At 44.3% G+C, this 10,058-nt stretch carries 6 protein-coding genes and 1 pseudogene; 6 read left to right on the top strand and 1 reads right to left on the bottom strand.

Going from position 1 to position 10,058, the window contains the following annotated elements:
- Positions 1-481 precede the first annotated feature (481 nt).
- Positions 482-934 (bottom strand): annotated as a pseudogene (locus NAF29_RS14565) (transposase); the annotation flags it as partial.
- 90 nt (positions 935-1,024) lie between these two features.
- On the opposite strand from NAF29_RS14565, the gene NAF29_RS14560 reads away from it, so the two are divergent.
- The 6 genes from NAF29_RS14560 (at position 1,025) to NAF29_RS14535 (ending at position 9,906) form a co-directional block, all read left to right on the top strand.
- On the top strand, positions 1,025-1,810 hold the full coding sequence (locus NAF29_RS14560) for a PhzF family phenazine biosynthesis protein (protein ID WP_251262347.1): 786 nt from the start codon (positions 1,025-1,027) through the stop codon (positions 1,808-1,810).
- Between the two features lie 492 nt (positions 1,811-2,302).
- Entirely contained in the window at positions 2,303-3,163 is an 861-nt protein-coding gene (locus tag NAF29_RS14555; protein ID WP_251262346.1) for a diguanylate cyclase, read from the top strand.
- Between the two features lie 290 nt (positions 3,164-3,453).
- Positions 3,454-3,993, top strand: coding sequence for a GNAT family N-acetyltransferase (locus NAF29_RS14550; protein ID WP_251262345.1), 540 nt, complete (start codon positions 3,454-3,456; stop codon positions 3,991-3,993).
- 235 nt (positions 3,994-4,228) lie between these two features.
- Complete coding sequence (locus NAF29_RS14545) at positions 4,229-4,843, top strand: MarC family protein (protein WP_251262344.1); 615 nt, start codon at positions 4,229-4,231, stop codon at positions 4,841-4,843.
- Between the two features lie 499 nt (positions 4,844-5,342).
- Entirely contained in the window at positions 5,343-7,256 is a 1,914-nt protein-coding gene (locus NAF29_RS14540; protein WP_251262343.1) for a CRTAC1 family protein, read from the top strand.
- Positions 7,257-7,590: 334 nt separating this feature from the next.
- Positions 7,591-9,906, top strand: coding sequence for a beta-galactosidase (locus NAF29_RS14535; protein ID WP_251262342.1), 2,316 nt, complete (start codon positions 7,591-7,593; stop codon positions 9,904-9,906).
- Positions 9,907-10,058 lie beyond the last annotated feature (152 nt).

Below are 10,058 nucleotides of genomic sequence, written 5' to 3'. Positions count from 1 at the left end.
ATGTTATGTTTATTCATGCTGATCTCCATTTTTTAGTTTCTTTAACAAAACTATTATGGCTCTGGCTTTCAGCTAACCCACGAAGAATTGGAGATCAGCATCTTTAGTGGGGAGTCATTATGTCTATGTGTAAATGGAGTATTCAGTTTTGGAGCAAAACAAAGGTAATTATATTCTCGCTTCAATAGTTACATTGTTTATCTGTTATGGTGTTGCTGAAGATATCCATCAAGGTTTTACCAGTATGCGCGGAAACGATTACTTGATGGGCGCAGATGCTCCAATATTCTGGGGTTTTGTAATATTCAGATTAACGATTCTAGTTTTTTTATGGGCTTATTCACTAGGTAAATTTAAAACCTAAGTGATTACACATAACAAGTAATTCAAGTGGGACTTTTTATAGTTTACCGAGTTTCGCTTCGCTACACATTTTGGCAAACTTATAAAAAGCCCCTTAATTGGGCGCTGGGGGATCCCCTCATAATTCTGGCATTCCCGTTTGGTGAACCAGCCTGATGTAATGGCCGATAGCCCACCGTATATCGGCGCTGCTGATGGGGTAATCCCGCCATCGTTTTCTAACCTCTCTTCCTAGCCGAATCAAAGATAAAAACCGCCTGTGTTTGATGGTGTTCGCCTGAAATTGTGGCGTCCAATTGCGTTTGATTGCCACCATTCCTAGCAATCGCAAAGCCCATTCAGCGAGCATGGCAATAAGTAATAATATGTCGAATCGTTTGGGGCAACGGCTGTTGCTGTGGCGCAGGCCAAGGCTGTACTTCGGGCTTTTGATGTCCCTGAAGCTTGCTTCAATCTGCATTCGTTTGGCGTAAAGGTTTACCAACTGCTTTGAGGTCATACTTTGCGGCGGTAAGTTGGTGGCTAATAGCCATGGCTCTTTGGCATTGCGACGGTAACTTTGTTGCGCGGTAAACAGTTCGTCGATTTTTAGTTTTAGCCGCTGTTATTTTTCAGAAAGGTTGCCTACGTTTAATCTTCTATCTTAAGGGGATGGACTGTCATGGAATTGAATATCTATCAAGTGGATGCTTTCGCAATGAATGTGTTTGAGGGGAACCCTGCGGCGGTTTGTCCTTTGGAGTTCTGGCTGCCCGACGATGTTTTGCAGAATATTGCTGAAGAAAACCATTTATCTGAAACTGCATTTTTTGTTGCTGAAGGCGGTTACTTTTTGTTGCGTTGGTTTACACCCGAAGCTGAAGTAGATTTATGTGGCCACGCGACGCTTGCCGCTGCCCATGTCATATTTGAACATCTTGGATATGGCCGTTCGTCCGTTGTGTTTAATACAAGAAGTGGAGAGCTGGTTGTTCATCAATCAGAATTTGGCTATCGCATGAATTTTCCCGCGACGCTACCCAAAACTATTGAAGTGCCGATTGTGCTCAAGCAAGCCTTGAACGTTCAGCCTCAAGAAGTAATGGTTGGTTTTGACTATTTAGTGGTGTTGAAGAATGAGTCTGAAGTTCGAGCGTTTAGTCCAGACTTTATGGCACTTTCACGGCTTGACCTGAGAGGCGTTGTGATTACCGCAATGGGCGATGAAGTGGACTTTGTGAGTCGTTGCTTTTTTCCGAAGTTAGGAGTCAATGAAGATCCTGTGACCGGGTCGGCGCATTGTGAACTGGCACCTTATTGGAGTCAGAGGCTTAAAAAAAGCAGCCTTACCGCAATGCAGTTGTCAAAACGAACTGGGCTGCTGCGCTGTGAGGTGGCTAAAGACAGAGTTGTCATTGAAGGCAATGCCGTTGACTACCTTGCGGGTAAGATTTGGGTGAACCCATAACTTGCAAGCACGATTTTTATCTATATGACCGAGTCGGTTTGGGCACAGCTCACTTGGAAAGCACGTATTCAATAGGCATGTTGTTTCTGTGGTATTAAGCCGCTCTCTCAATCTCATGCTGAGGCCTTTTAAATCCATAAACCCTCCCAAACAAGCACTTACGTGTGGTCTTGTGATTTTCCGTTGAGTAAACGAATCGCTATTTGAATCGAATTCAATGTTGTAAACGATCTACATCACACACGTATGGGGCATTTGGCTGTTTGTTCAGCTGATATGGCTGTATCTATATTGCCATGGGTACAAATGACCATTCGCTTGGTAGGGTTGTGACACGTTTGTTAAGTAGGGGCTTTCACGGTGATTGGTGCAACGTGACAAAGCATGATGAAGATGAATAAACCTTAGACAGGAGTCGGGCTTTAAAAGGGAAACTTATTACACGTAAAGCGCAGATATAAAAATCTGATGAATTGTTCGGAAGTAAATTATATGAATTTGAAATCTTTGCGAGTGACCTGCTTAATTCTATGTTTAGGCGCTCTGTTTGTACCCGCCCACGCGCGTACAGTCCTTCACAACAACGATCCCGCAGCAAAAGAGCAATACTTAGTTGGAATGCTTCAATTAGCGTTGCAAAAAAGTGGTACGGATTTTACGCCTAAGCCTTTAGATGAAGTTCTTACTGAAGCGAAGACCATCTCAGAGGTTGAAGCCGGTTCTGTTGATGTGTATTGGGGAACTGCAACGAAAGAAAATGAAACCCGCTTTACACCTATCCGAATTCCTTTGGCGAAAGGGTTATTGGGGTACCGTTTGTTTATTATCAAAAAGGGTGAACAACACAAGTTTGATCATATTGAAAATTTGCATCAACTCAAACTTTTGAGCGCGGGTCAGGGGCGCACCTGGGGCGATACGAAAATATTGTCCAACGCAAATATTCCACTGGAAACATCGGTGAAATATGAGAATTTATTTTACATGCTCGAAGGAGGGCGGTTTGACTACTTTCCTCGCGCTGCTCATGAACCTTGGAGTGAAATTTCAACCTACGCAAAACTCGATCTTACGGTTGAGAAGCACTTGATGCTGGTGTACCCGTTTGCCATGTATTTTTACGTTAATCAAGCCAACGCTGAGCTTGCCGAAGCCATTGAAACTGGGCTGGAAACAGCGATTTCAGATGGAAGCTTTGATGCCTACTTTTATAGTAATCCATTGATTCAAAGCGCCCTTAATGATTCAAACTTAAAGTCGCGAAAAAGAATCGAAATTGACAATCCCTTCTTGCCTGAGGCTACTCCGTTGGCACGTCAGGAACTTTGGCTCGATGTGGCCGCCATCCCGTAGTGTTGCGCGTCACATTCAATGCCCGCCGACGGTGGGCATTGTTACTTCCTCAACCCCCACCTATTCACTGCTCTGTTTGCCAATGTTGGCGGTGTCATTGATTATCCGTCATGCGTCCCCACCCAATCGTTACTTTATTTTTACTGACCACTATACTCACACCATGCTTCAGCGTTTTTTAGGGGGCAATATGGTTTAATGATTGGCATAGGTTCTTTGTGGGAAGCCCTTGTATTGGTGAATGATGCTAACTTTGGGCGGCTATTTTATGGTGTAGGTCATGTGAGGTGATGATGCAGTTACAGCATTTTAATACGTCTCAAACAGAATGGGTGATTGCGCTTTTTACACGTGTATTCACTGACTCTGAGGGAGAAGCCGAGGGGCTGTTACTGGGCCAGCTGGTTTCCGACCTTATCGCAACGACTGCTCCTGAAGATTTGATTGGCTGTGTTGCCGTTGATGAAAATAAAGTCTTGGGGACTATTTTTTTCAGTCGTTTTCAGTTGCCAACTTTAATGTCAGCGTTTTTATTATCTCCTGTGGCTATTGCAACTGAGCAGCAAGGTCAAGGCCTAGGCCAGCGCCTTATTCAATTTGGCTTGGCACATCTGAAGGAGATGGGAGCCGAAGTTGCGATCACATATGGTGATCCTAACTTCTATTCTAAAGTTGGTTTTCATCATATTAGCGAAGCGATTATTCAAGCTCCGGTTCCTTTGAGCCACCCAGAAGGCTGGCTCGCTCAGTCATTAACCGGACGCCCAATCAGACACCATATAGGTGCGACTCAGTGTGCAAAGGCCTTGCAAAACCCACAGTATTGGTGATTTGCGCTCACTTGGTGTGAGGGGCAATAAACTTCTCTCCCAATCTTTGTACGTTTTGTTCATCGCAGTGCAAGGGTCCGTTGGTATCATGCTGGTCAAGGTTGAATTTTGGTTGATGTGACGCTATTGAATGATGGGTCATTACTACTTATCAATCTATAACAAGTTGACGTAACTTGCCTTTGTTCGAGTTATCTCTATTCTATATTTATTAGAGCTAAGGAGTGAGTTGTAGATGATTGATTATGCAGTCGTTTTTATTACGTTTTTTGCTGTAATTGACCCCATCGGCACGGTGCCTGTTTTCATTGCGGTCACCGATCGATACGAAGCGAAAGTTAAACGAAAGATTGCACTGATTGCAGCATTGGCTTCGGCTGGCATATTGCTGTTTTTCGTAATGGTTGGTGAGCTGATCCTTGACGCATTATCAATACCTCTTCCGGCATTTCAAATCTCAGGTGGCATCGTTTTATTCCTGTTTGCTTTGAATATGATCTTTGGTGATAGCAAACCAGAGCAAGAAATTAAATTGGTGCCCAGTGATCATCGTGAAACCGCAATATTCCCTCTGGCTGTGCCGTCTATCGCAAGTCCTGGCGCAATGCTTGCCGCTGTGTTGTTGACTAAAAATGAAGTCTTTACCATTTTCGAGCAGTTGCAAACAGCTGCTGTGATGCTGGCTGTTTTGCTTATTGCTTACTTGTTGATGCTTTTGGCTGGATGGATAAATCGTATAATCGGCAGTGGCGGTGCGAGTGTGATCAGTCGCGTGATGGGGCTGATCTTGTCGTCTGTTGCCACCACCAACATTTTGCAAGGATTGACAGAGTATTTTAGCTTAACTTAATGAATTGGTGTTCGTATTGTCTGTTGCTTGGTGTGAGTTGGGCATTTGTGAGTATTGTGGCCAATGATGTCTTTTGGCCGTTTCATATTCATGCTTTGGAAATTGATGGAGCCTTGCTCAGCTAATTCCTGAGTGAGGTTTTTGATAAATTATCGGGTGTTGATTGGGAGTGACTGCGTCCAGCGGTTTGATCAACTCTAACGACTGGCATGCTTTTCCGTTCTGGAAACACATCAAATTACACTTCGTCACAACAGGGCTTCAAGCCGTTCAAATTTAGCTCAGTGAGGTGTTATTGGCATGCCTGACGCTAAAACTCTCGCTTGAGCCTTCGGTTAGTATTCGTTTACTCCATCCTCAATTACGATCTCTGTGATATACGCATTCTCAATGTCTCATTTCCCGTTGGCTTGTATTAATAATATAAACATATGATGTATAGTGCATTCAAAAGGCATTTCTTAATGCTATATCGATTCGGATTATTGAGGGGAGTTGCATGACATTGGTTCTGGGTTTTCGTGTCGCATTGGTTGTAGGTTGTTTAAGCGGGGTGTTGGCGTCTGGGTGTACGCCGTCACGAGTACAGCAAAATTCAACGCCTCTGTTTTCTAAAAACGAAACAGTCATTGCGTTTGAAAACATTGCCCGACGTAAATGGGATAACCCCATTATTGCAGATCTGGATAAAGATGGTTTGACGGATATTCTTGTGACCGATCATGCGCACCAAGCCACAATCTTTTGGAACAACGGAGATCGCTTTTCGGCACCTCAAGTTCTGATTAAAGGTGATACTCATGGCGTTGCGGTTGCTGATTACGATAAAGATGGCCGGATTGATATTATTGTGTCGCAAGGCGGCGGCGGGGGAAAAAATCCTCGGTTGCCGGTTCGTTTTCAAGTGAACTCCGATCGCTCTATGGAAAGCCTGGGTGTTTACGAGCATTTTGAACGTAGCCGAGGCCGCGCAGTTAAATTTATAGATACAGATAACAATGGCGAATTGGACTTAGTGACCTCCGCTTTTCCGTTGAAAACGCAAACACAAGGCGCAAATTTTCTCTACGGTAAAACGTCCTATCACCAATTTAAATTTAAAGATTACCTACCGTTTGCGAAATGGCTTGGATACAAACTAGTTGTGACTGACATTAACAATGACAATGACGCTGACCTCATTTTCTACGGCGGCGAGAACATGGTTGCTGTGATGGGGCAAAAAGCAGGCGAATTCACAGACGAGTCGAATAATGTGTTTGGCGAACTTCAACATATTAGTGACACGAGCAGTATTTCGCCGTTCGACTACGACAACGACGGAGACTTTGACTTGCTGTTGACCCGTGCCAAGCATCAATTCACGGGGCAAACTTATTATGATGCGGAGCATAAGCGTTTTGCTTTCTTTGCGCGAAGAAACAAGATGGACTACGACGATCTTTTAATTGAAGGAGACCTACAGGTCGAAAATTTACAAATGGCGTATCCTGATTTTGATGTGTTTATCGGTCAGAACAAAACGCCTTTAAGTGTGCCTGTTGCGGATAAAAATGGTCATCGAGATTTTACGTTAACCCCCGAACAAGCTGAAGGATACCCGCAAGACACCTCAAAAAATGGCTTGTACATTGGCTATGTTGGACAAGGGTATTGGCGAATTGGCGGCAAAACATCTTCCCCCACCTCTGCGGTGATTCACAATGTCATGTCGAGCCCCAAGGTGTCCACACCCCTTAATTTACCGGTGAAGCTGCTGGAGAATATTGATGGTCAGTATGTTGATATGACGGAAAAATTGGGGATCGACGTGACTGAAGAAACTTCAAGTGCGGTCACTGCTGACTTTAACAATGATGGTTGGAACGATATTTTAATCATTCGCAACGGTAACTCCGCTCAACAGTTTCAACAAATCTTATATATCAATAAGGGGGGAAATAGTTTTGAAATTGAGGCTGTTCATAGCATTTTCAATACTGATTTGGGGTCTACTGGCGGCGGCGCTGAAGCCTTTGATTATGACAATGATGGCGACTTAGATGTGCTGTATGCCAATCAACGTGGCCGTTGGCAGCTTTATCAAAACAACATTATTTCTTCATCGAACACATCGCTTCAAGGCAATACTGAGCACAATTTTATTGTGGTTGATGTAGGAGAGTCGCCAGTGGCAAACGCATCTCCACAAAATGCCCGGGTACTAGTCAAGGCCTGTGAGCAGCAGTATGTTCGAATGGTGGGGGCTAGCTCCGCGGCATTCTCACAAAGTTTAGATACCAACCTTCATTTTGGCCTCGGTGATTGTTCTAAGGTTGATTCAGTGATCATCACTTGGTCCAATCAGGAAGTGCTGCAACGCGATCGTACTGCGCTGAATGACTTTGTCAAAGTGGGTCAGCATTCATTCTAATTGTAAAAGGCCGCATACTCAGCGCGGCCTTATACGGCTGATCACTCGCTTTAGCATGGATACGTAATGACTTCGATTTGCCTCAATTATTTCCAATCTTTTTGACTGCTCTAGTAATCTTTATGGTCTATTGAATTGATATTGCCCCTGTTAGAAACACTGTGATGCGAGCATGAGTAGCAGCGCCGCTTTGCTGAGCAAGCCGTGGAGTGCGGGTTGTCGAATCAATCGATGTGTTATCCATATCTCAATTTGTAAATTGTTAACTATTCTTTGTCCTGTTTTTGTGTTGTCGTGTTGCGATGGAACGTCTCAATGAAGGTTGTGCATCACAATGGATAGTTTAAAACCCAATCATGCTTTAGTCATGGCAGCTGCCACGCTGCTTCTTACCGGCACTATGAGCGGCTGCATGTCTGAAGATTCTTCTTCTCAAAAAACACCAGCAGCATTAGGTGGTTTGGCCATTAACTTTGACGACGGTGTGCCGTCTGATCTCCTGAAATTCGAAAATACTGATTTTGAAACGGTAAAGACCTCGCAAGCCAATAATGCAGTGGCGCTTCACTTTCAATCTAAAGACAATCAAGAGGCTAGTTTTGCGTTTGAACCGAAAAAACCTTGGAACTGGGAAGGCCTAAGCGACTTTGCGTTTGCCATTGATATTAGTAATACATCAGATACCTCCACGCATTTATACGTCACTGCAAAAGATACCAGCGGTGCTGCTCATAACCGCAGCATGGTGGTGCCTAGCCAATCTTCCAACACTTACTATATGGTGTTGCGCGGTGACGACCTCAATATTGAAACGGGTATTCGTTCAAACCCTAAAAAGTGGATTTCCGAGCATGAGCCCATTATTTGGCGCTATGGCACTAAAAATATCGACTTAAGTCAGGTTGAAAGCATCAAATTCTCGGTCAGAGGCCTGTTAGCGGATAAAAGTATTGTTATTGATAATATTAGATTAATTCAGGCTGAGGCTCAGGATAAAGACTACTTAGTGGGCTTGGTCGATGAGTTTGGTCAAAATGCTAAGTTAGATTTTGACGGCAAGGTTAATAGCGTAGAAGCTCTCATTGAGCGTTCGCAGCAAGAACAGTCCAAGTTATCGAATCATCCGATGCAAGGGCGTTCTAAATTCAGTGGATGGTCAGAAGGGCCAAAGCTTGATGGCACAGGTTACTTTCGAGTGGAAAAGTATCAGGGCAAGTGGTCTTTAGTCGATCCCGAAGGGTATCTGTTTTTCTCAACGGGTATCGCCAATATACGAATGGCCAACACATCAACCATTACTGGGTATGATTTTGATGAATCGCTTTTGCCGGGGCGTGATGCAAACGATTTAACTCCAGAAGATTCTAAAGGATTAAACCGAGCGCCTGAGGCTGCGGTTAAATCGAGGTATGTGAGCTCCAAGCTTCGAGCCGATATGTTTGAATGGTTGCCCGATTACTCAGAGCCGTTGGCTGCCAACTTTGGTTATCGCAATACAGTTCATGTTGGAGCTGTTGAAAAAGGCGAAACCTTCAGCTTCTACCGAGCAAACTTGGAACGAAAATTTGAAGAAACAGACAACGCCAAGCTGATGAATAAGTGGCGAGATACAACCATTGATCGCATGTTGACGTGGGGCTTTACCTCGTTTGGTAATTGGGTTGATCCGATATTTTATCAGGAAGATCGAATTCCTTATTTTGCCAACGGTTGGATCATCGGCAATTACAAAACAGTGAGCAGTGGTAACGATTATTGGAGTCCCTTGCCGGACCCATTTGATCCTGAATTTAGTGAGCGGGCTTCAAAAACTGTGGCCCAAATTGCGCTTGAGGTGAAAGATAACCCTTGGTGTGTTGGGGTGTTCGTTGACAATGAAAAGAGTTGGGGGTCAATGAACTCAAATGAGACTCGCTATGCCATTGCGATCAACACACTCAAGCTTCCTTCTAAAGAGAGCCCAACCAAAGCTGAGTTTGATAAGCTCATGCAAGCGAAGTACGTATCGGTTGATGCTTTAAATAAAGCGTGGGGAACCGATATTGCGTCTTGGCAGGGCTTTGCTGAAGGAGCTGAGTTAACACAATTTACCGACCAGGCACTGGCCGATCTCTCGGTCATGATGACTCACTATGCCGAACAGTATTTCAAGGTTGTGGCCGAGATGATGGACAAGCACATGCCCAACCATTTGTATCTAGGCGCACGGTTTGCAGACTGGGGAATGACGCCTGAAGTCCGCTTCGCTGCGGCCAAATATGCCGATGTTGTGAGCTACAACTATTACAAAGAAGGCATTAATAGCGACTTTTGGACCTTCCTAAAAGACATTGATCGCCCGAGTATCATTGGCGAATTCCATAATGGCTCCGTTGATACGGGCTTGCTCAATCCTGGCTTAGTTCATGCCGAATCTCAGTATGATCGCGGGCAAAAGTATGTGGATTACATGCAAACCGTTGTCGACAACCCATACTTTGTTGGAGCGCACTGGTTTCAATACATCGACTCCCCTTTAACTGGTAGAGCTTACGATGGTGAAAACTATAACGTTGGTTTTGTGTCCGTCACGGATTTACCGTCGGAACCTTTGGTGAAGGCCGCGACCGACTTTAATCGACAGCTATATCGAACTCGATTTAGCCAATAGTGCTAGATCTTTACGTATTTGTTCAAAGCCTCTTCGGAGGCTTTTTTAATCGCTTTAAATTCGACTGAACAGCGGCTTGGTGAGCGTTGCAAAGATTAGAGACAGATGAATTGAATGGCCTGTCAAATGAGCTGCTTAAGCATCGTCTACAA

The organism is Echinimonas agarilytica (assembly GCF_023703465.1).
Lineage (GTDB): Bacteria > Pseudomonadota > Gammaproteobacteria > Enterobacterales > Neiellaceae > Echinimonas > Echinimonas agarilytica.
The sequence above is the reverse complement of the archived record's forward strand: the minus strand, read 5'-3'. Positions and strand labels throughout refer to the sequence as shown.

What these genes read in the sequence shown, in the direction of transcription:
- NAF29_RS14560 (WP_251262347.1), top strand. Translation starts at nt 1,025, where the DNA reads ATGGAATTGAATATCTATCAAGTGGATGCTTTCGCAATGAATGTGTTT.
- NAF29_RS14555 (WP_251262346.1), top strand. Translation starts at nt 2,303, where the DNA reads ATGAATTTGAAATCTTTGCGAGTGACCTGCTTAATTCTATGTTTAGGC.
- NAF29_RS14550 (WP_251262345.1), top strand. Translation starts at nt 3,454, where the DNA reads ATGATGCAGTTACAGCATTTTAATACGTCTCAAACAGAATGGGTGATT.
- NAF29_RS14545 (WP_251262344.1), top strand. Translation starts at nt 4,229, where the DNA reads ATGATTGATTATGCAGTCGTTTTTATTACGTTTTTTGCTGTAATTGAC.
- NAF29_RS14540 (WP_251262343.1), top strand. Translation starts at nt 5,343, where the DNA reads ATGACATTGGTTCTGGGTTTTCGTGTCGCATTGGTTGTAGGTTGTTTA.
- NAF29_RS14535 (WP_251262342.1), top strand. Translation starts at nt 7,591, where the DNA reads ATGGATAGTTTAAAACCCAATCATGCTTTAGTCATGGCAGCTGCCACG.